Here is a 20,663-nt window from a genome sequence, read left to right as displayed (position 1 = left end):
GCCGGCCGCCCCTGCGGACGGTGCTGGGGCCGGAGCCAGCCTGGCTCCGGCCCCATCCTGATCAGCGGGGCGGTGTCGTCGAGGTGGTCGGCGCGCGGTGTGACCGACCCGACCGGGCGTGCGAGGTGGGCGTCATCACCGGGTCGAACGGAAGGTCCTTCCTGGTCCGTACGGGCACCGCCAGGAACGACGCCGCCGTTCCGGTGAGCCGCTTGGCGCGCTGCGGGGTGGCATCCGTGGCGGGGGCGTTCTTCGACGACCGGCTGTGCCGGGCACCCGCCTTGTGCCGGCCGGCGCGCGCCTCGGCGCCCTTGACGGTCACCGGGCTGGGGATCAGCACGGCGCGAGGGCTGGCGGTGCGGCCCGCGCGCCGGTGCCGTGCGCGTCCGCTGCCGGTCTTGAAGCCGAGGGCGGGCCGTTCCACCAGGTGCCAGGAGAGGACGGCGAACAGGAGGGCACCGAGCAGGCTCAGCACGATGTAGCCGAGCATCCCGAAGCGGGCCCCGCCGAGCAGGGCGATCATCTGCTGCACCGGAAAGCCGTAGATGTAGATGCCGTAGGTGTAGTCGTGCCGGCGGCTGATCCCGGACAGCCGCTTCGGCAGCGCGACGGCGGCGAAGAGCACCAGGTAGGCGAACGCCGGCAGGCCCACCGCGAAGAACCCGCCCAGCCACAGCGAGCCGACCAACGCGACGCCGGCCAGCACGGCCAGCTCGCTGGTCATCGGGATCCGGTGCGCGTACAGGCGGGCGGCGGCACCGAGCAGGAACAGGAAGCCGAGCATCAGCGTCCAGTCGGCGGCGAACGCGCCGAGCAGTGGGAACGGCCCGATCGCGCCGTGTTGCGGCGGACGCGAGCTCCAGGTCGGCGCCGTGAAGAAGTCGCGCAGGACCAGGGCGTAACAGACGGCGGTGAGGACGAGCACCGCGCGAGGTGCCCGGTGCAGCACCGAGGTCACCACCAGGATGCCGACGATCCCGTAGAAGGCCAGGTCGTACCGCAGTGTCCACAGTGAGCCGTCGAACGCGCTCGGCCCGCCGACGATCAGGCCGTACGGGGTGTCGGCGAGCAACCCGGAGATGGGGAACTGCTCCATCGAGGCGAGGACGTTCGTCGTGACGTAGTCGAAGGGCCCTTCCGGGTGCCCCCAGAACCCGTCGAGGTTGCCGTTCTCGTACAGCGCGGCCAGCGGCGCGAAGACGAACGCGGTGACCAGCAGGCAGGCCCACAGCCCGGGGAAGACCCGCAGCAGGCGGGCGCGGACGTACTGGCGCAGTGTGGAGCGCAGCGCGCTGTCGGTGATGAGGAACCCCGAGATCAGGAAGAATCCGTACAGGCACAGGGTGCCGAGGTCGCTCTGCCGGCCGAAGGTGGCCGCGCCGAGGTTGTGCTGACCGAAGCCGAGCGGGCCGGCGTGCGCGATGATCACGCCACACGCCATCGCCAGGCGTAGGACGCCGAAGGCGTTGTGCTGGGCGGAGTATCTGCCCTGCAGCGTCGCGGAACGCTGCCCGTTCAACTTCGCCTGCACCTGACGACTCCTCTGATCACTGAAGTGTTGGACCGACGGATCGGAGCGCAGCCGATCGATGTGCCAATTATCAGTGGGCAAAGGAGGTTTGTCCGCAAATTTGGATGATTGTCCGTATCGGCCGGGGTCAACCGACGGCAGCGGCGGTGCGGCGACGCTGCACGACCCGACGGGCCGGTACGTTCAGCAGCCCTGCCAGGGCAACGACGGAGCGGTCACTCGCCCGCCCGTCACCGAACGGCGACCCCACGACGGCGGTCCGCCCGCTGGCGAGGTGACGGAGCCCGGCCGACAGGAGCCGTTCGGGATCGGTGCCCACCAACTCGCCACGGCCCGGTGTCAGGGCCTCCGGGCGTTCCGTGGTCTCCCTGGTGACCAACAACGGCACCCCCAGGGTGGCGGCCTCCTCCTGGAGCCCGCCCGAGTCGGTGACGACCAGGTCGGCCGCCCGCAGCAGCCCGACCATCTGTGGATAGGGCAGTGGTGGCGTGACCCGGGCGTTGGTCACGCCCGCGAAGCCCGTGGTGACCTCTGCGCTGAGTTGCGGGTTCGGGTGGGTGACCATCACGATCTGGGCGTCCGGGCACGCCTGCGCCAGGCGGCGGAGGCCGTCCACAGTGGCCGCTACCCCGTGGCCCCAGTTCTCCCGTCGGTGCACGGTGGCCACGACGAGCTTGCGGGCCGGGTCGACCCAGTCCGGTGCCTGGGCCATGCCGCGCTCGACCAGGTCGTGCAGGGCGTCCACGACGGTGTTGCCGGTCACCACGATCGCGCTGGAGCGAATGCCCTCACCGATGAGGTTCGCCCGGGCCGCCTGTGTCGGCGCCAGGTGCAGTGCGGCGATACGGGCGAGCATGGCCCGGTTGGCCTCCTCCGGGAACGGCCGGTCCAGGTCGTTGGTCCGCAGTCCGGCCTCCAGGTGGACGACCGGGACATGCCGCCAGAACGCGGCAGTCCCGCCGGCCAGGGCGGTCGTGGTGTCCCCCTGCACCACGACCGCCGCTGGACGGTGGTGTGTGAGCAGCTCGTCGATGCCCGTGATCAGTGCCGCCGCCAGTTCGGCGAGCGAGCCGCTACGCCGTTGCGGGCGCAGGCTCACCTCCGGGCGGAGACCGAACGGGGCGAGTGCCTCGGCGACGCGTCCCGGCTGTTGACCGGTATCCGCCACCCGTACCGTGAACCTCGGATCATCGAGGAGACGGTGGATCAGAGGCGCGGTCTTCACTCCTTCCGGCCTGGTGCCGGCGAGGATCAGGACCTCTCGCGGTGTCGAGCTGCTCGCACACATGTCGGTCAGCTCCTGGCAGCCGCGCGGCGACGCCGGTAGAGCGAGAACCCGCCGGTGGTGCCGGCCACGAGCGCGCCGAGACCGAGCGCGAGCGGTGCCCCGGCGAGCGGGATCACCGGAATGGGGGGAGCGACCGCGTTGGCCCCGCAGCTCGACGTGCCGATGGTGACGCCGGCCAGCGCCCCACCGAGCGCGGTCAGGTTCAGCGCTGTGACGGTGAGCTGACCCACGCCCGAGCTGGACTGGCCGTTGAGGGTCAGGTCGATCAGCCCCGGGATGCTCAGCCCGGTGTTCGGCGCCGGGTTGATCGGAAGGTTGAGCAGTGTCGTCTCGATACCCAGCAGCGTCGAGACGATCCGGGCGTTGGCCAGGGTCGCGGTGCCGGTCGCCGACGGGCTGCTGGTGGCGGTGCACGACGAGTAGATGGCGTCGGCGACGAGCGAGATCGTGGCGAGGCCACTGGTGCCGAGGGTCAGCGTCACCGCCGCGCCGGGCGTGACGAGGCACGACCCGCCGGGACCGATGGTGATCGAGCCGCCGACGCCGAGCACGCCGGCGCAGGCCGCCGAGGTTCCGTCGTTGAAGGCCCGGACGTTCTGGGCGAGCACCCCGGCGGTGATGACGGTCTGCGCGCCGAGTACCGCCAGCGGGGGATTCTGGTTGCCGGAGATCGACTCGGTGGTGCCGTCGTTGGTGGCCGACGCCGTGCCGGAGCTGGCGAGGCCACCACCGAGCAGGCTGATCTGAAGCGCCGAGGCGGAGGACTGGGAGGTGTCGGCCATCGCCGGAGAGGCTGCCAGGACGGCCATGGCGAGACCACCGGCCAGCACCGCGGCGGTGCGGGCGAGACCGGATCTAACTCGTGGCATAGATGTCTACTTTCTGATGTGGGCGATTGCGGGGCGGTCTGTGGTGGGGGTGGTCGTGAGGTGCGTGAGGTGGCTGAGGTGCCGGGGCGGTCGGATCGACCGTGGCCCTTCGTTGCGGCCCGAGCGACGTGCCGGTTGAGCCCGGCGCGGCTGGGCCGGCACGGCGGCCCGGCCCACGGCCGCCGTCTGGCCGACGGCCACCCGACCCACGGCCCGAGCCGGGGCCGGCTGCGGATCGGAGGCGCGGGCGGTCTTCTGCCAGTCCGTGCGGGCCGTCACCATGCGGGCGAAGGCCAGCCAGACCGCCATTGACTGGGCGTAGCTGTACAGCCAGTGGCAGACGCCGAGCAGCAGGGCCTTGGGAATCGACAGCTGCGGCTCACAACGGATCCGGTAGACGATGCCCCACAGGGCGAAGGGTCCGATGCCGAAGACGAGCACCAACGGGGGTACGCCCCAGCCGCCACTGCTCCACCAGCCGCGCAGTCCACCCATTGTGTTGTCGATGTAGTAGGACATCACCACCAGGCAGGCGATGTAGATCGGCGTGCCGAGCAGTTGTGTCCACGGTGCGGCCAGGAAGTGGGCGATCTCCAGGGTGGCCGAGTTGCGGATTCGTGGCGAGCGCAGCACCCTGCCGAGGTAGCGGCCACACTGCATCGACCCCTGGGCCCAGCGGGTGCGCTGCCGCACCAGCGGGCGGATCCGGGTCAGCGCCTCCTGGGCCACCCAGCTCTCCGGGCAGTACTCGGTGCGACCCCCGGCCAGCAGGATGTGCAGGCCCAGCTCGAAGTCCTCCAGGAGGGCGCCGTGCCACGGTGTGCCGTGCTGGTCGGCGATCTCGTTGAGCAGGGACAGCCGGGTGAACTGCCCGTTGCCGCCCATCGCCACGCTGCCGGTGCGTCGCCGCAGCGACTGCATGGCGGCGATCGGGGCGCGGAACTCCATGTCCTGGAGCCGGATCAGCAGCCGTCCCCAGCGACTGACCTCGGTCGGCTCCGCGTACCGGCGCGGCGCGCACTGGAGCATCCGCACCTCCACCTGTACCGCCCCGACCTGCGCCGAGCCGAAGTACTGACGGCCGGAGAGGGCCACCGGACCCTGGGGGTCGAGTCGGCTGTCCGCGTCCAGGACCCCGACGATCACCCGACTACGGTCCGCGTTGGCGGGCAACGACTGCTCGATGCGTCGCCAGGCGGCGTTGAGCGCGGCGCCCTTGCCCTGTCGCGCGTCCGGTAGCTGACGCTGGACCACGTGCACCCGCGGTTGGTCGGTGAAGGCCGCCAGTTCGGCCAGCGTGCCGTCGTCGGAGGCGTCGTCGACGCACCAGACGGTCGCCTGCGGGAAGTCGCAGAGCAGACGCCGCACGGTGTCGCCGATGACCGACGCCTCGTTGCGGCACGGCACGATGATGTGCCAGTCCAAGCCGTCCGGGCTGCCGCCCCGACTACGTCCGCTCTTCAGGTGGAACACCAGAATGCTCAGCACGTACGCGCAGAAGCTGACACACAGCAGGAACGCCGCGGTGTTGAGCAGGGCGAGCGACTGCGTCTCAGTGGACACCGGCGACCGTCCCGGAGATCCGCTTGGTCCGGCCGACCAGGACCACGAAGAGGATCGTGACGGCGATCAGACCGGCGGTCGTGATCACTGAGCCGATCAGCACGTGGCTGCGTTCGTAGCCCAGTTTGAAGCCCCAGGTCTGCATCGAGACCACCACCGCGCCGAGTCGGATCTGGTTCACCGTGACCAGCAGCGCGACGGCCATCGCCAGGGCGTTGAGTCCACGCGTCAGGGAGATGCGGCGGAACCCGATCAACGTGGACGCGAGCACGATCGGCGGGATCAGCAACATCGCGACCGAGCAGCCGCTGGAGACCATGAAGCCGACCCAGCGCTCGTCCAGTGGAAAGATCACGGCCGCGCCGATGGATTTGGTGTCCGCCAACCCGACGGCGTTGACGAGATGGGCGTTCAGCCACGCCTCCGCGCTGGCGATGTCGTGCCACCGCCAGAGCATGGCGACGGCGGCGGCGACTCCGATCAGGCCACCTGCGCTGGCGCGCAGCCACGACCCGCGTCGGGAACCTGTCATCGCTCGCGGCCCAACATGGCGACGAGCCACAGTGCCAGACCCAGCACTACCAGCCCGACGCCGACCAGCAGCCAGGACTGAACGGCAACCCCGGTGGCGGCAAGGCCACCTCCGATGTGTGGCCCCTTGGTGGGTACTCCGTACATGCCAACTCCCTCGCTAACTCGAAGGTCAGAATGGCATCACAAAATCGGTCAAAGAGGATAAAGCGGCATAGAGACCCTAAAGAGTGATTAAATGCTTCATGAGTGTGGCAGGCACGTGTCCCAAGCGGCTGTATCCCTTGCCACACAACAGGTTCAGCGTCCCGATAGTTCGTGCAGAGGTGGTCAAGATGGTGACCGGTATCCCCGGACGCACGGCCACGCCGGCGCCGTCGAGGTGGCGGGCGATGGCCGGGTGGAAGAAGGCGGGCCTCGCCCTGCTCCTGATGTTCGGCGTGCTCTGCGCGGGCCTCGTCACCGTCGGCTTCGGTTTGAAGCACCGGTACGAGGGCCGGGTCCAGCGCGAGGACATCCTCGGCCAGGGCACCCACGACGACCGCCGGTGGGAGTCGGGGCCGCTCAATCTCCTGCTGCTCGGGTCGGACTCCCGCGACGGCGAGCCGGACCAGGCCCTCTACCCCGGGCAGCGGTCGGACACCATCATGCTGGTGCACGTCAACGCCGCGCGAGAGGCGGCCACCGTCGTCTCCATCCCCCGGGACAGTTACGTCGACGTGCCCGCGGCGGGGCATACCTGGGCCGGCGGCCCCAACAAGATCAACGCCGCGTTCGCGTTCGGCGGGGCCGCCCTGGCCGCCGAGACGGTCGCCAAGCTCACCGGGCTGCCACTCGACGGCGTGCTGGTGGCCAACTTCGCCGCCGTCCGCAAACTGGTGGACGCGGTGGAGGGGATCAACGTGTGCTTGCCGTACACCGTCAAGTCCTCGGACACCGGCGCCACCTGGCCCGCCGGTTGCCACGACCTGGACGGCAAGGCGGCCGACGACCTGATGCGGCAGCGGCACGGCGTGCCCGGCGGAGACTTCGGCCGCATCCACGACCAGCAGCTCGTGGTACGCGCCCTGGCCGAGCGGGTCACCGCGACAGATCTGCTCACCAGCCCGACCCGACTCGACCGGGTGCTCACCACCGCGGCCGAATCGCTTGTCGTCGACCGCGACCTGAACCTCACCGACCTCGCCCTCGTGCTGCGTAAGGTGAGGCCGGAGACCGTCCAGTTCGTCACCGTCCCGTTCAGCGACGCGAACCTGCAGACCCCGGCCGGGTCTGCGGTGCGGCTGGACGAGGTCCGGGCCCCGGCGCTCTTCGCCGCCCTGCGCGAGGACCGGGTGGCGCAGTGGGTCGCGGCGAACCCGCAGACGCCGCCGGCCAACTGAGCACGAGGAGAAGTCGGCGGGTGGGAGGTCCGAGGACTTCCCACCCGCCGACTTCTGTTTGGCCAGGTCTAGCGCGACCGCCGCCAGTAGCGGCAGGTCCAGTCCACCTGGTGCAGCTCGTCCTCGATGCCGTGTTCGGCGCGGAAGTCGTCGACGGCCTGCTTGCAGCCGCGTACCGCGTGGTAGTCGTCGATGATCACGTAGCCTCCGACGGAGAGCTTCGGGTAGAGCGAGCGCAGCGCCACCATCGTGGAGTCGTAGAGGTCCCCGTCGAGACGCATCACCGAGATCTGCTTCACCGGCGCGGTCGGCAGGGTGTCCGAGAACCAGCCCTTGAGGAACCGGACCTGGCCGTCGAGTAGCCCGTACCGCTCGAAGTTCGCCTTCACCTGCTCCAACGACACCGCCAGGAAGGGCACCTGCCAGAGCGCGTCCTCAACGTCCTCGACCCGGTGGGGAGCCGGCTTCGGCAGGCCGCGGAACGAATCCGCGACCCACACCGTCCGGTCCCGGTCGCCGTAGGCGCGCAGCATCCCGCGCATGAAGATGACCGCCCCGCCCCGCCACACACCGGTCTCGATCAGGTCACCAGGCACGCCCCGCTCCAACACGTCCTTGACGCATCGCTCCAGGTTGTCCAGCCGCCGCAGCCCGATCATGGTCTCGGCCTCCGGCGGCCAGTCCCGGCCGGTGGCCCGCGCCTCCGCGTCGAACGGGAACTGGAGCACCAGCTCCAGACCCTTACGTCGCAGCAGGTGCCGGCCGTGCTGAAGGATCCGGCCGTGCAGGGAGCCCTGACGTGGGTGGTAGGGCATCCACGTCTCGCGGAAGACGTAGCGGGTCAACGCCTTCTTGAGCAGATCGCAGTAGAGGGCGCGGGGGTCGTCCAGCGACGGCTCGGACGCCTGTGTGGGTATCAACATCTCACTCATCGGCCTGTCTCCTTCTCAGTGTCGTTTGTAGCCAGCTGGGCGGGCCGCCTGTCGTGGGCGGGCCGCCGGCCGTCGTCAGCCACGGCGATCGGCGTCGCCGACGGCTACCGCCCGTCGCAGCACGATGGGCCCGGTGGAGGGTCGTTCCGCGCTCGGCCGCCCGGCGGCCAGCAACTCCTGCCCGAAGGCCGGCCAGTGGTCCGTCCGGTTGGCCATCGGGGCGCTCGGGGAAGGCTTCGGCAGCGCTGCCTCCACCACCGGTGACCGCCAGACCGTCTCGGGCCGGGCCAACGGTCGGCCGAGAACACCCGCCGCGGCGGGGGAGCCACCCCAGGCCGGAGTCGCGGGCTCGGGCTGGGCGGTGGGCGTCGGCACCTGCTCGGGCCGGTCCGGGGCATCCGTCACCACCGGGTTCGGCTGGGTGATGGCATCCTCGATCCGGGTCGGCTCGGCCTGCGGCTCCGGGGGTGCCACGACGCCGCCCCCGGCACTCTCGACCGGTTGACGCTCGACCGGTTGACGCTCGACCGGTTGACGCTCGACCGGTTGACGCTCGACCGGTTGACGCTCGACCGGCTCACGACCGACCGGCTCACGACCGACCGGCTCACGACCGACCGGCTTGCGGTCGACGGGCGTGCGGTCGACAGTCGTGCCCTCGACCGTCCTACCCTCGACGGTCCTGCCGGCCGGGGCCGACTCACCCGAGCTCTGTCGGCGGTGCCGTCCGGGCGGCCCGGACTTGTCCTCGACCAGGGCGCTGACCAGCTCACGGATGACCGCGCCCTGAGCGCCCGCCCTCGTCGCCGGCAGCGCCAGGGCATCCTGTGTCGCGCCCGGCACCAGGGCCGGTTGCTCGCTGCTCGAGCGGTGGTCCGGTCGGGGCACCGCCCCGATCACCACGACACCCGCCAGCGGCAGCCCGAGCTGTTGCACGAGCCGGGCCGCCCGGGTGCTGTCGTCCAGGTTCGTCCGGCCGGCACGGACGACCAGCAGCACGCCGTCCGCGTGCTGAGCGAACGCCGAGATCTCCCGTCCGGCCAGGATCGGCGGCGCGTGGACGATCACGCAGTCCTCGTCTTCGCCCAGCGCGTTGAGCAGGCCGCCTAGCTCGTGCAGGGCCTCCGTGTCGGCGCCCTCGCGGGGCTCGGCCGGTAGCACGGTCAGGGTGGGGAAGTCGACCAGGCGCACCGGCGGGCACTTCTGGGCCAGCACCTGCTGCCAGGTGTGCGGCGCCTCCGGGAAGTGTCCCGACAGCACCGGGTCCCGTACCGCCCCGTCCACCAGCGTCGCCCGACAGTGCTCATCGGCCATGCCGAGACCGAGCAGGGCGGTCACCAACGCCTTGCCGTCGTCGTCGTGCGCGCTGGTCACCAGCAGCCGACGACGGGGCAGGGGAGCGGTGAGCACACTGAGCGTCGAGATCGTGGCGCGCACCGCGTCGGCGACGTTGGTGCGGGCGTACAGCGCGGCGGCGTGATGGCGGGCGAAGCGGCGCGGCAGCTTCGGCAGCACCCCGACCACCGGCAGGCCCAGACGCGCCTCGATCTGGCCGATGTCGCGCAGCCGGCTGTCGAACCGGTCGCGCAGCATGGTCGCGCCCCAACCGGCCAGCAGCCCGGCCAGGGCTCCGAGCACGCCGTTCAGCAGCGGCCTCGGGAAGGCCGGCCGGGCCGGCGGGCTGGCGGTGTCGAGAACCCGTGCGTTGATGCTGGTGGAACCGCCCATGTCCAGCCGGCCCAGCTGCTGACTGACGGCGCGGGAGGCCGCGTTCGCGATCGCGGCGGCCTGCGTGCCGGTGCCGGCGCTCGCGTGCACGGTGATGATCTGGAGGCCCAGTTCGTACTCGCCGCTGACGTGACCGAGCACGGCCCGCTCGGGAAGTTGCAGTGAACGCGCCGCTTCCAGCGCGACCTCCCGGGACCCGACCAGTCGGGCGATGGTGGGCGTGAGGTTCTGCGCCAGGGCCAGATCCGCCGGTCTGTCCGCGTCGGTCTGCTCGGCGCTGACCAGCACCGAGGCCTCCGCCTCGTAGCGCGCCGGGAGGAGCTGGGTCACTCCCTGGGCGGCGGCAAGGCCCGCGCACAGGCCGAGCAGCGGTACGCCCACCCGGCACCAGGAGGCACCGAGCAGACCTTTGACATCTATCGACGCGCTCATCAGGCGATCGCCTCTCTGGTTGATTGCCCGGCCTCGGCGGGCGATGTGCGCAGCGACCGGGCCGGGGACCGCAGTCCGCGCCAGGTCGTGCAGAGTGTCTCGGCGATCCGGTCCCAGCCGAACTCGGCGCCGGCGCGGGCCAACCCAAGGTTGGCCAACTGGCCGGAGAGCGCCGGGTCGTCGCGCAGCCGCGCGAGGCGGGCGGCGAGCGCGGAGACGTCGCCGGCGGGAAAGACGAGACCGGCGTCGCCCACCACGTAGGGGATCTCGCCGACGTCGCTGCCCACGACGGGTACGCCACAGGCCATCGCCTCGACCAGCACCCGGCCGAACTGCTCGCGCAGCGGGATACCGATCCACGGCAAAGTGTTGCGCTGCACCACCTCGACCGATGGCATCGCCAACACGTCCATGTCGTTCAGCAGCGTGGGCAGCTCGGCGTGCCCGGCCCAGCCGTGTCGGTGCACCCGGCCCGGTCGGCGCGCGGCGGCCCGTTCGATCTCGGCGCCGAGGCTGCCCTCACCGACCAGCGACACGTCGCAGTCGATCAGCTCTGCGGCTCGCAGCAGGTCGACCACGCCCTTGTGCGGCTCGAACCGCCCGACGAACCCGACAGTGAACCCGCGCGCGACCGGATCGGTGGGCAGCGGCCGGAACATCCGGGTGTCCACTCCGAGCGGCACGATCGTGGCCGGGCCCCGGTAACCCTTGATCCGCAGCACGTTCAGCGCCGCGGGTGTGATGGGGAAGGCGTGGTCGACGGAGAGGTAGGACTGTCGCTCGATCCGGGGGAAGGGCACCGGAAAGCGGGTGACCACGTTCTGCGCGGCATACAACGTGGTGGGCACCCCGGCCCAGCAGCGTTGACGCAGCCGCAGCGCCTGCCAGGTGGTGAGGTACGCGGCCTCGCCGATGACGTGCAGGATGTCCGGGCGGGCGGTGGTCACGTCGTGCTGACCGGGCAGCCGGAACAGCACCGAGGCCATGTGCCCGGTCAGCGACTCGCCGAGCAGGTGCGGAACGACGTGGTACCGCAGCCGGTGGTGTCGACGGGCCAGCCGGGCCAGTTCGCGTCGGGTCGCCGGGGACACGTCCGCGGCGAGCACCGTGAGGGTGAGGTCCGGCTGTTCGCACAGGATGTCGAACAGGTCCGTCCAGTGTTCGGTGCGCTTGCCGACGACCGTTGTCAGGACGTGCATCACGCTCCTCCTCTCGTTTCAGGTCGGGTGACAGCGATTCGGCCGACGCGGGTCCAGGCGCGCAGCCGGGCCGTACCGGCCCGGGGTTGCACTGGCATCCGCGCCCCGGCCAGTCCGATGCCGATCAGCGCGCGCAGCAGCACCACGCCGCGTACCGCGCGCAGGGTGCCGGCGCGGTGGCGGGCGAAGAACCGCAGCATGCTGCGGTACAGGTGGGGCCAGATCCAGGCCGGGTCGGAGCTGCTCGCTCCGCCGGTGTGCACGGCGGTCACCGAGGGCACGTACAGCACCTGGACGCCGTGCCGGGCCGCCTGGAGGCACAACTCCTCGTCCTCGTAGTACAGGAAGTAGCCCTCGTCGAGGCCGCCGATCGCCACGAACAGGTCGCGACGCACCGCCAGGCAGGCACCGGAGAGCCAGTCAACGGCCACCGGCTGCGCCCCGCGTACACAGGCGTCGTACGCGGCCCGGCGCTGCCGACCGCTGAGCAACCGGCGCAGGGAGACCGGCACCAGCGACCCACCGAACCGGCTGGCCAGCACCGTGCCGAGGGATTCGAACCGGTGGGCGCTGATCGCGACCCGGCCGTGCGCGTCGGTGAGCCGTGGCCCCGCGATGCCCACCGACGGTCGGTCGCGCAGCACCCGGACCAGTTCCGCCACCGCGCCGGGGGTGACCACGCAGTCCGGGTTGACCAGGAGTACGACGTCGGTCTCGACCCCGGCGGCGGCCCGGTTCACGGCGGTGGCGAACCCGGTGTTGGTGGGGCTGGCGAGGACCGTCACCTCGGGGAAGCGGCGTCGGACAAGGTCGACAGTGCCGTCGGTGGAGGCGTTGTCCACCAACCGCACCGGCACCTGCGCCTGCCGCAGCGCACTCAGGGCGGCGACGATCTGTCCCGCCGAGTTGTGGGTGACCACCACCGCGGTGGCGTCGGCCGCGCTCATGCCGCCACACCCGTTCGGCTCAGGACGCCGCGCAGCAGCGGCGGTCGGGCGGTTCGCCGCAGCCGCGCCCCCTCGTGGTGTGCCGTGAGGAGGGTCAGCGCCGGCAACAGGCCCAGCTCCCAGTGCCCGTCGGTCGGCGCCGCGAACAGGGCGGCGGCCAGGAAACCGCAGCACAGCGCCGCGAACGGCAGCGCGATCCCGTCCCGACTGCGCAGGCCGACGCGGATGCTGCGCAGGATCGGCCAGAGGACCAGCAGGAGGCCGACCAGCCCGAGGTTGGCCAGCACCGTGACGTAGAAGGCGTGGTACACCGGACCGACGTCGGTGAAGGTGAAGCCGGACAGGTAGATGTCCGGCGTGGTCTGTCCGAGGCCGGCACCGACCAACGGCTGGTCGGCGAAGACGCCCAGGCCGACCTCGGACTCCACCCCCCGGTAACCGGCGGACTGCTCGAACCCCTTGGTGATCTCCGTGGCACGCTCTTGTACCCCTGGTTGCAGGGCCAGGATCGCGGCCACGGCGACCGCTGCCGCGGCGGTGGCGGCCAGGCCGGTGCGAACCGTGCGACCACCGCGAACCAGCATGATCAGCCCGGTCAGTGCCGCGGCGAGCCAGATCCCCCGGTACGACGCGAGGAGCACGTCGACGGCGAAGAACCCGCCGAGCAGGAGGGCTCCCGCCCGACGCCAACCCCGCACCCGACCGGCGATCCAGATCATCGCGGGGATGGCCATGAGGGTGATGAGCCCGCCGTGACGCCCCGGTGCCGTCACCGAGATGGCGGTGAAGGCCCCCGCCAGCACCACGTACAGGATGCCGGCGGCCAGGATCCGACGGGGAGTGGTGAGGGTGTGGGTGGCGACGAAGAAGTACACCGGGATCGTGGCCACCTGGTACGCGGCGACCAGCACCTCCGCCGGGAGGTTGCCGACGGCCAGGCCGTAGGTGGCCGCCACCACGGTCAACCCGACCAGGACCAGCATCCCCACGTCGGCGGCGGTACGCCGGATGCCCCGCTCCGCCCCGAGCCAGTGGCGGGTGGCCAGCGCGGCGCCGCCGGCGGCCAGCAGCAGCACCTTCACCGCGATGTAGCCGCGCACGTCGCCGCCGCTGAGCACAGCACCCACCACGGCGCCGCCGATGATGCCGACCGGCAGCACGGCCCAGGGCCAGAGCAGGAACGCGCCGAAACACAGCACTCCGACGGCGGCGGCCAGGCCGACCGGCCCGGGCAGCAGGGTTACCACTGTCACCACACCGCCCAGCGCGGCGCCGGCGAGCACCACACCGGGCGCGACGATCGGCACTCTCATCGCGGCAACCCCGCCAACAGGGACCGCAGCTGGACGCCGCGCGCCGACCAGCTGTTGCGGGTGGCGACCTCTCGGCGTCGGGCGGCGGCGTCGGGCGTGCCGGCGCGGTCCAGCGCGTCGGCCAGCGCCGCGGCGAAGCTCGCCGGGTCGCTGGCGAGGGCGATGGTGTCGCCCAGGGACCGCAGTGCCGGCAGCGGCGTCGCGACGACGGGCTTGCCGAGGGCCAGGTATTCGTAGCACTTCTTCGGGTGCACGTAGTCGATCAGCCCACCAACCCGGTAGGGGATCATGGTGACGTCGCAGGCCCGCAGGATGCCCGGCACGTCCGCGAAGCGGACGGCGTCGACAAGCACCACGTTGGACAGTCCGGCGAGCGGGGCACGGCCGGCCCGGGTGGACGGGCCGACCAACACGAACGTCCACTCCGGGTGGGCGCGCGCCACCGAGGCGACCAGGTCCGCGTCGAAGGCCCGGGTGTCGACGGCCCCGCTGTAGCCGATCAGTGGTCGGCGCAGGCTGAGCAACCAGGGTGCGACCGGGCCGTCCGGCGAGAAGCGGTCCGGGTCGCATCCGTTCGCCAGGACGACCGGTGCCGGGTCGGAGGTGGGCATCCGGTCGGGTAGCGCGGTGGACGAGGCGAGGACGAGGTCGGCGGCGCCGACGGCGGAGCGCAGCGCGCGGCGCAGATGCCAACGGTTCCAGGGGCGGGTGAACGTCCAGTCCAGGTCGGTGGCGTCGTAGACGACGGCGGACGCGTCCAGCCGGGCGGCGACCGGTGCGGCCAGATCCTCGTCCAGCCAGAGCAGTCGTACGGATGCCTCCCGCCGCCGGAACCAGCGGCGCAGCACCCGCGCAGCGAGCCAGCGGTTGACCCGGTTGACCGGAGGCAGGTGCCTACCGAACGGCAGCAGCGCTGGCCCGGCGCACTGCCAGAGGCCGTCGGCCACCTCCCGGGCCTGGACCCGCCAGCGCGGGAGGTGCCCGGCCGGGTCGACGAAGAGGACCCGGTGGTCGACGGCCAGCTCGCGGGCCAGCGCGTGCTGCCGGTGGGCGCCGTTCGCCCACGGCGTGCCGCTGAAGATGACCACCCAGTCGCGGTCGCCGTCGGCGGGCGGCACGACCGCCTCGGTCGCCGATTGCAGGGTGCTGGTGTGCTCAGCCACGGCCCGACCGTTCCATCGGCCGTGGCGCCCCGGCGGGCAGCAACTCGTCCTCGCCGAGGCGGCCGAGCACCGGGCGGGCGCGCTCGTCGTCGAGTCGCAGCAGTCGGGCGCCTGCGTGCCGGTCCAGCCAGCCACGCAGCGCGCCCGCCGCGATCCGCCGGTTGATCCAGTTGAGAAGCGGCACCGAATCACCCAGCGGCAGCGCTGTCGGTGCGACGGCGTGCCAGGCCGCCGCACCGATCGGGGTCACCTCGCACCGCCAGCGCGGCCGGCGTCCCGGCGGGTCGACGAAGAGCAACCGTTGTCCGGGCGCCAACTGCCCCAGCACCGCGGAATGCCGGTCGACGGACCATCGGGTCCGGCTGAACAGCACCACCCAGTCGCGGGTGTCACCGTCGGGCAGCGGACCAACGTCGCCGCGCAGCGCGGCGAGCAGGTCGCCCAGGCCCAGCTGAACGGATCGACCGAAGAGCCGCTTGACCAGGTGGTCGGCGAGCAGCACGGCCCGGAACACCGGCAACCGGTACCGGGGCTGGGTCAGCCGCAGATACCCGACCAGGCTGCCCAGCAGGTGTCGGAAGCGGATGGTCGGCCCGAGCAGCCGGCAGGACGCGCCCCGGCTGTGCGTCACCACGGCGTCCGGGAGCATCCACAGCTGGTGTCCGGCCTGGTCGAGCTGCCGCGCGAGGACCGCGTCATTCCAGTAGACGGGGAACGCCTCGTCGAAGATGGTCTGTTGTCCGAGCACCGAGCGGCGCAGCAGCATGCAGCTGCCCGACGCGAGCTGCCGGGGACGGCTGAAGTCCTCGCCGCGCATCTGGAACCGGTGCAGCGCCTGGCGGAACCCGGGCAGCCGGCGCAGCGCGGTCACCAGCGCGATGGTGGCGGTGAAGCTGGGCTGTTGGACGTAGTGCTGCTGGAAGGTGCCGTCCGGGTTGAGGTACAGCGGGCTGACCCCCGCCACGTCCGGCCGCTCCCGCAGGTGGTCGACCATCCGCGACAGCGCGCCGGGGTGGAACCGGATGTCGCTGTTGAGCAGCAGGATCAACTGCCCGTTCGCCCGGCGGTACGCCTGGTTGACGGCGGCGGCGAACCCGGTGTTGTGGTTGTTGCGGATCAGCCGGACCCGGGGTTGGTCGGTGAGCATCTCGGCGGAGCCGTCGGACGAGCCGTTGTCGACGGCCACCACCTCGTAGTCCAGGTCGGGGTCGACGGTCGAGGCCAGCGACTCCAGGCACTGCCGGGTCTGCTCGCGGGTGTTCCAGCTGATCAGGAGCACCGACAGCAGCGGGGCGGCCATCAGGACACCGCCCGGTCGTCGCGGCGGGCGAAGATCCGTAGCAGGTCGCCGAGTTGTGGGTGCGTCACCCGGGGCGACCTGCTGGCGGCGACGTCGGCGACCAGCAGATCGCGGGCGTTGCGCAGCCGTGCCGCCGGTTGCCAGTAGAACCGGGAGAAGACCGTGTCGTGGGAGATCACCCGGAACCCGGACTCCACGAGCATCCGGCTAAGCGTGTCCGGGGTGAAGTGCCAGCGGTGGTATTCGGGAGCGATGGCGGGCCAGTCGGTGCCGAGTCGGTTGGCGGCGGCGGAGGCGATGTTGGGTACTTCGAGGGCGAGCCAGCCGCCGGGGGTGAGGGCGGTGTGTGCGGCGTGCAGGAAGGCGCGGGGGTCTTCGACGTGTTCGAGGACGTGGAAGGCGCAGACGACGTCGGCGGTGAGGGTGGGTGCGATGGTTTCGAAGTAGCCCTGGCGTACGGGCATGTGGAGGTGGTCGCGGGCGAAGCTGGCGGCGGCGTGGCTGACTTCGATGCCGCTGGCGGTGATTCCGGCCTGGTGGGCGGCTTCGAGGAAGTAACCCCCCGCGCAACCGGCTTCGAGAAGGACTGTGGGGCGGACGGTGGAGAGCAGCCAGCGCAACCGTCGGCTCGCCTCGAACCGGCGCTGACCGGCGGAGGCGAAGTAGTCCTGGTACCCGTCCGTCGTGTAGTAGGCCTCGTCGTACAGCTCCTCGGGGGCCGGGGCGCTGCCCGCGGTCCACACGAAGCCGCAGTCCGGGCAGCTCCACAGCAGCTCGCCGAGGGTCGGCGAGTGCCCACCGGCGCGGCCGCAGAGCTGGCAGCGGACCAGCTCGATCCCATCGAGTTTCATCAGGTGCTCCGTCCGGTTCGTGGCGCCCGGGCGATCACCCGGAGCAGATCGCCGAGGCGTGGGTGGGTCAACCGCGGTGAGCGGAGCCCGAGCACGTCGGCGGGGAGTAGATGTCGGGCGTGCCGCAGCCGGTAGGCGAGCGGCATGTAGTAGCGGAAGACGGTGGTGTCCTGCCGGACCACTTCGAAGCCGAGGTCGGTCACCAGCCGGACCAGGGTGTCGGGGGTGAAGTGCCAGCGGTGGTAGCGCGGTTGCAGGCCCGGCCAGTCGGTGCCGAGTCGGTTGGCGGCGGCGGAGGCGATGTTGGGTACTTCGAGGGCGAGCCAGCCGCCGGGGGTGAGGGCGGTGTGTGCGGCGTGCAGGAAGGCGCGGGGGTCTTCGACGTGTTCGAGGACGTGGAAGGCGCAGACGACGTCGGCGGTGAGGGTGGGTGCGATGGTTTCGAAGTAGCCCTGGCGTACGGGCATGTGGAGGTGGTCGCGGGCGAAGCTGGCGGCGGCGTGGCTGACTTCGATGCCGCTGGCGGTGATTCCGGCCTGGTGGGCGGCTTCGAGGAAGTAGCCGCCGGCCGGACCGGCTTCGAGAAGGACTGTGGGGCGGACGGTGGAGAGCAGCCAGCGCAGCCGCCGCCGTGCCTCGAACCGGCGTGGCGCGGCCCGGAAGTAGTCGTCGTAACCACCCTCGGCGAAGTAGTCCTCGTCGTATCGCCCGTCCTCGGTGGCCTGTTCCTGCGCGGTCCAGCTGAAGCCGCAGCCTTCGCAGCGGCGTAGCAGCCCGCCGAGTCGGGGCAAATGGGCCTGCCGTGGCCCACACAGCACGCACCGCGCGGTGCGGTGGTCGACGCTCATCGCGGACCGCCCGTGCTCGGCGACAGCACTGCCGTCGGCGCGCGCAGCAGCCGGTGCAGTCGCATCCGGTCGCTCGCGCCCAGGTGCCCGCCGGCGATCAGCAGCGCGCCGGCGACGAGCACTGTCAGACCCGCCCGGGACGACACGGCGAGGGCGGCGTCGAGGCGTCCCGGACCGTCCGGCAGGAACTGGCTGGCCGCCGCCGTGACCAATCCGGCCGCGACAGCCGCGGCGAGCGGCGGCCAGATCGCCCGCGCCAGCGGGGCCAGCGGCCGGGCCGTGGCACTGTGGAAGTAGACCAGGAAGTACCCGGTGCTGAGCACCACCGCCAGCGCTGTCGACAGCGGTACGCCGAGCGGCCCGCACAACAGCAGCAGCGGCACGGTCAGGACCAGGTTGAGGACGACGGAGAGCAGTACGTACCGCGTCTCCAATCCGGGCCGGCCCTCGGCGCGGGCCGCGATCGTCGCCGCCCCGGTGATCAGGTTGAGGGCGTACGCGGGCGCGAGGATCATGATGTTCGCCGCGGCCCACGGGACCTGGTGGCCCAGCCAGAGCCGGACCAGCGGATCGGCGCTGACCATCAGCGCGGCGGTGGCCGGGGCCAGGAACAGCGCGAGGTACCGGGTAGTGGCCAGGTAGAACCGGTCCAGCCAGCCGGTGCCCCGGGACACCGTGCGGGCGACCGCCGCGGGGAACAGCACGATGAGGGCGAACCCCGGGGGCAGACGGAGCAGGTTGAGCAGGCGACTGCCCAGGTCGAAACCGCCGGCCACGGCGGGGCCGAAGGCGCCACCGAGGACGAGGCGGTCCAGCTCCACGTTGACCATGCCGGCGCCACTGGAGACCTGCACCCGCAGGCCGTAGCCGCCGACGCGACGGATGTCGGCCAGGTCCGTTCGCCCCCACAGTGGAGACAGGTCCGGGCACTGGCGGTGGGTCGTCGCGGCGAGCAGGACGGTACGGACCGCCCCGGTCGCGGCGGCCGAGGCGGCCAACGCCACCAGGCCGCCGCCGAGGCGTACCACCAGGATGGCGAGGGCTGCCCCGAGGATCGCGGTGCCGGCGCTGATCGCGGCGAGTGACCCGTACCGTTGGCCGCCTTCGAGGACGGCCCGCCACGGCAGCTCCACGGCGCCGGCCACCAGGCCGACGACCAGCCAGAGGGTGGCCTGCCACGCCTCGTCCGCCAGGTCACCGAGGCGCAGCAGCCCGGCGAGCCACGGCCAGCCGGCACCGAGCGCCCCGAGGGTGAGCAGGCCCAGCAGCAGGGCCCAGCCCAGCCCCAGCCCGAGCAGCCGACGTACCAGGTCCCGGTCGGCCGCGCTCTCGGCTCGGGCGACCTCGCGGACCAGCGCGGAGCCGAGGCCGAGGTCGATCATTGCGGCCATCGCCAGCAGACCGGCGAGCACGACCCAGATCCCGAACTCCCGCGGCCCGAGCCGCTGATAGATGACGGGCACCGAGACCAGCCCGGACGCCGCCATGATCACCCGCGCGGCCAGCATGCTCGCTGTGTTGCGGGTGACCCGGGTCTCGACGGCGTGGGTCGTGTCAGCCACGGGGGAACCCCCGGAACAGCTCGACCACTGTCAGCAGGAGCAGGGTGAGGTCGACCCGCATGGAGCGGCAGTTGAGGTAGAGCAGGTCACACCGGAGCTTTTCCTCCACTGTGGCCGCGTATCCGCCGGTGAGCTGCGCGATGCCGGTCAGCCCCGGCCGGATCAGGTGCCGCAGGTCGTAGTCGGGCAACCGGGCGAAGCCGGCGATGAACTCCGGTCGTTCCGGGCGAGGCCCGACGAGGCTCATCTCGCCGCGCAGCACGTTCCAGAGCTGGGGTAACTCGTCCAGCCGGGACCGTCGTAGCCAGCGGCCCAGCCGGGTGATCCGGACGTCGTCCGGCAGGGCCAGGACCGGGCCGGTGGTCTGCTCGGCACCGACCCGCATGGTCCGGAACTTGACCACCCGGAACAGGCGGCCACCCGTGCCGACGCGTTGCTGGAGGTAGAACGGTGGGCCGGTGAACGACACCACGGCGGCGATCACCGCGATCAGTGGGATCACCACGGCGGCACTGAGCAGGATCACGCCGAGGTCGAAGAACCGCTTGAGCCGCTCGCCTCGGGGTCGGCCGGCGCCGCCCGATCCCAGCCGGATCCAGGGCAGCCCACCGAAGCGCGCCATCGCGGGTGCCCGCAGCAGACCGTAGACGGGACGGGCCAGCACCAGGATCTCGACGCCGGCACTCATGCAACTGGTGATGATGCGGTCGTCGATGCTCTCCAGGGAGTGCTTGAGCAGCAGGAGTCGAGGGCGGACGCCGGCCAGCACCCTGGCGAGTTCCTCGGCGCAGACCGGCACCGGGAGTCGGACGGCCACGTCGAACTCCTCGTCGAGGCGGTCGGGCGTGGTGGCCGCGTCGTTCGCCTCGAGCACCACCACGCGGGCCCGCCGTCTGTGCTGGTCGGAGCGGATGGCCTGCTCGTAGCGGGTGAACAGCTCCTGAAGCTGCAGCGGGATCTCCGGGCGTTGTCGCGTCTCGGACTCTGTTGCCCCGGCGAGGTCGTGGGAGGTCGCGCTGTCGTTGCCCGGCAACGGAGCTGAGTCCGCGGTCACGGGTCCCGGGGTCTTTCTCAACGCGCCGACCTCCTTCTCCGTCAGGTGGTTCGAGGGCATGCGGACGAGCACCCCGGAAGTAAGCTACTAGTCACAAATGCCCCATTAGTCCCGGATAGGCAAAAACGGGACTTCTCGTCTTTAGTGGCGCATAACTGCCCAAATCATTG

General features: G+C 71.6%; 18 protein-coding genes. 1 reads left to right on the top strand and 17 read right to left on the bottom strand.

The features are described from left to right. Positions 1-61 precede the first annotated feature (61 nt). The 6 genes from ACIBEF_RS21940 to ACIBEF_RS21915 form a co-directional block, all read right to left on the bottom strand. Positions 62-1,531, bottom strand: coding sequence for an acyltransferase family protein (locus tag ACIBEF_RS21940; RefSeq protein ID WP_396795042.1), 1,470 nt, complete (start codon positions 1,529-1,531; stop codon positions 62-64). A gap of 127 nt (positions 1,532-1,658) precedes the next feature. After that, positions 1,659-2,819 carry a non-hydrolyzing UDP-N-acetylglucosamine 2-epimerase gene (wecB, locus tag ACIBEF_RS21935; RefSeq protein ID WP_396795041.1) on the bottom strand — a complete coding sequence of 387 codons (1,161 nt, stop codon included), beginning with the start codon at positions 2,817-2,819 and terminating at the stop codon, positions 1,659-1,661. Between the two features lie 5 nt (positions 2,820-2,824). Further along, positions 2,825-3,688 (bottom strand): choice-of-anchor P family protein, encoded by an 864-nt coding sequence (locus ACIBEF_RS21930; protein ID WP_396795040.1) that lies wholly within the window; start codon positions 3,686-3,688, stop codon positions 2,825-2,827. 6 nt (positions 3,689-3,694) lie between these two features. Then, positions 3,695-5,251, bottom strand: a complete 1,557-nt coding sequence (locus ACIBEF_RS21925) for a glycosyltransferase (protein ID WP_396795039.1) — start codon at positions 5,249-5,251, stop codon at positions 3,695-3,697. Next, positions 5,241-5,783: a hypothetical protein gene (locus ACIBEF_RS21920; protein ID WP_396795038.1), complete on the bottom strand. Its 543-nt coding sequence runs from the start codon at positions 5,781-5,783 to the stop codon at positions 5,241-5,243. The genes ACIBEF_RS21925 and ACIBEF_RS21920 overlap by 11 nt, the downstream gene beginning before the upstream one ends. Beyond that, positions 5,780-5,929, bottom strand: coding sequence for a peptidase (locus ACIBEF_RS21915; protein WP_088989215.1), 150 nt, complete (start codon positions 5,927-5,929; stop codon positions 5,780-5,782). The genes ACIBEF_RS21920 and ACIBEF_RS21915 overlap by 4 nt, the downstream gene beginning before the upstream one ends. Positions 5,930-6,117: 188 nt before the next feature. Here ACIBEF_RS21915 and ACIBEF_RS21910 point away from each other — a divergent pair, with 188 nt between their 5' ends. Next, positions 6,118-7,164 (top strand): LCP family protein, encoded by a 1,047-nt coding sequence (locus ACIBEF_RS21910; protein ID WP_396795036.1) that lies wholly within the window; start codon positions 6,118-6,120, stop codon positions 7,162-7,164. Between the two features lie 68 nt (positions 7,165-7,232). Here the strand turns inward: ACIBEF_RS21910 and ACIBEF_RS21905 are convergent, their stop codons facing one another. From ACIBEF_RS21905 to ACIBEF_RS21855, 11 genes are all read right to left on the bottom strand, one after another. After that, on the bottom strand, positions 7,233-8,096 hold the full coding sequence (locus tag ACIBEF_RS21905; protein ID WP_396795034.1) for a TylF/MycF family methyltransferase: 864 nt from the start codon (positions 8,094-8,096) through the stop codon (positions 7,233-7,235). A 75-nt stretch (positions 8,097-8,171) separates the two neighbouring features. Next, entirely contained in the window at positions 8,172-10,256 is a 2,085-nt protein-coding gene (locus ACIBEF_RS21900; RefSeq protein WP_396795033.1) for a hypothetical protein, read from the bottom strand. Beyond that, positions 10,256-11,455, bottom strand: a complete 1,200-nt coding sequence (locus ACIBEF_RS21895; RefSeq protein WP_396795032.1) for a glycosyltransferase family 4 protein — start codon at positions 11,453-11,455, stop codon at positions 10,256-10,258. Before ACIBEF_RS21895 ends, ACIBEF_RS21900 begins: the two co-directional genes overlap by 1 nt. After that, positions 11,455-12,402: a glycosyltransferase family 2 protein gene (locus ACIBEF_RS21890; RefSeq protein ID WP_396795031.1), complete on the bottom strand. Its 948-nt coding sequence runs from the start codon at positions 12,400-12,402 to the stop codon at positions 11,455-11,457. The genes ACIBEF_RS21895 and ACIBEF_RS21890 overlap by 1 nt, the downstream gene beginning before the upstream one ends. Next, positions 12,399-13,715 carry an O-antigen ligase family protein gene (locus ACIBEF_RS21885; protein ID WP_396795030.1) on the bottom strand — a complete coding sequence of 439 codons (1,317 nt, stop codon included), beginning with the start codon at positions 13,713-13,715 and terminating at the stop codon, positions 12,399-12,401. The genes ACIBEF_RS21890 and ACIBEF_RS21885 overlap by 4 nt, the downstream gene beginning before the upstream one ends. Continuing rightward, positions 13,712-14,878, bottom strand: a complete 1,167-nt coding sequence (locus ACIBEF_RS21880) for a glycosyltransferase (RefSeq protein ID WP_396795029.1) — start codon at positions 14,876-14,878, stop codon at positions 13,712-13,714. Before ACIBEF_RS21880 ends, ACIBEF_RS21885 begins: the two co-directional genes overlap by 4 nt. Then, entirely contained in the window at positions 14,871-16,178 is a 1,308-nt protein-coding gene (locus tag ACIBEF_RS21875) for a glycosyltransferase family 2 protein (RefSeq protein ID WP_396795028.1), read from the bottom strand. Before ACIBEF_RS21875 ends, ACIBEF_RS21880 begins: the two co-directional genes overlap by 8 nt. Then, the gene (locus tag ACIBEF_RS21870; RefSeq protein WP_396795027.1) at positions 16,178-17,029 is read right to left on the bottom strand and encodes a class I SAM-dependent methyltransferase; all 852 of its coding nucleotides are present in this window, start codon (positions 17,027-17,029) and stop codon (positions 16,178-16,180) included. The genes ACIBEF_RS21875 and ACIBEF_RS21870 overlap by 1 nt, the downstream gene beginning before the upstream one ends. Beyond that, the gene (locus tag ACIBEF_RS21865) at positions 17,029-17,877 is read right to left on the bottom strand and encodes a class I SAM-dependent methyltransferase (RefSeq protein ID WP_387349637.1); all 849 of its coding nucleotides are present in this window, start codon (positions 17,875-17,877) and stop codon (positions 17,029-17,031) included. The genes ACIBEF_RS21870 and ACIBEF_RS21865 overlap by 1 nt, the downstream gene beginning before the upstream one ends. After that, positions 17,874-19,439, bottom strand: coding sequence for a lipopolysaccharide biosynthesis protein (locus ACIBEF_RS21860; RefSeq protein ID WP_396795026.1), 1,566 nt, complete (start codon positions 19,437-19,439; stop codon positions 17,874-17,876). The genes ACIBEF_RS21865 and ACIBEF_RS21860 overlap by 4 nt, the downstream gene beginning before the upstream one ends. Further along, positions 19,432-20,493: a sugar transferase gene (locus tag ACIBEF_RS21855; RefSeq protein WP_396795025.1), complete on the bottom strand. Its 1,062-nt coding sequence runs from the start codon at positions 20,491-20,493 to the stop codon at positions 19,432-19,434. Before ACIBEF_RS21855 ends, ACIBEF_RS21860 begins: the two co-directional genes overlap by 8 nt. Positions 20,494-20,663 lie beyond the last annotated feature (170 nt).

Origin of the sequence: Micromonospora sp. NPDC050795 (genome assembly GCF_044456785.1) — a bacterium.
Lineage (GTDB): Bacteria > Actinomycetota > Actinomycetes > Mycobacteriales > Micromonosporaceae > Micromonospora.
This window is presented reverse-complemented; position numbering and strand designations above follow the sequence as displayed.